The sequence below is a fragment of the Alcanivorax sp. HI0044 genome (assembly GCF_001634945.1).
The window spans coordinates 1-642 of record NZ_LWEZ01001865.1 but is presented as its reverse complement, the minus strand read 5'-3'; the positions used below and the strand labels follow the sequence as shown (position 1 = coordinate 642).

Here is a 642-nt window from a genome sequence, read left to right as displayed (position 1 = left end):
GGCAGCAGTAGAAGTGTCAGGGGCAGGCTGGCGATAGCCGCGCGTAAAAACGGTGCCGTCATCATGTCAGTCTTTTTATTATTGGCGTTATTGGGCTCAAATGGTGCGCCAACTGGCGAATGAGAGAAGGAACTGGGTCACACGGCAGTGTACAAAGTCGTCAGGGGCTTGCCGGACAGCCAATGGGCCCCGCTTCACGAGTGTGGCGAAGCGGGGCCGTGAGGCTGGGGATCAGAAGCCTCGATAGCTGGTTGCGACGATGACAACCGCAGCAATAACCACCAGGATGCCCACGATGAACATCACCGTGGCCAGAATGCCCAGCACCTTGCCCGCCAGCGTCATGCCTTCACCGCTGTTATCCATATTGCCCTGGCGCATGGCCGCCAAATCCTTGTTGCCCAGGATCCAGGCGACAATGCCGACCGGGGCAAATAGCAGTACCCCCAACAGGCCAAGTGTCAGTACCAGGCCGCCACGGTGCGGCGCTGCGTTTGTGTTGATCGCGGTGTTTTGCGGGGCGTTTGTCACAGGTTGATGGCGACCGGTAAAGGCGGCACCCAGCATCAATGCGCTGATGATCAGATACAGCCCGTTGTAGATGCCGCTGGAAATCAGACCGAAGAGATCGCCAGATATCCT

Annotated in this window: 1 protein-coding gene; it reads right to left on the bottom strand. The window is 58.3% G+C overall.

Annotation, left to right across the window (positions count from 1 at the left end; genetic code table 11):
- Positions 1–231 precede the first annotated feature (231 nt).
- Positions 232–642, bottom strand: a 411-nt coding sequence (locus A3730_RS32350; RefSeq protein ID WP_063539367.1) for a hypothetical protein, incomplete at its 5' end; no start/stop codon positions are given.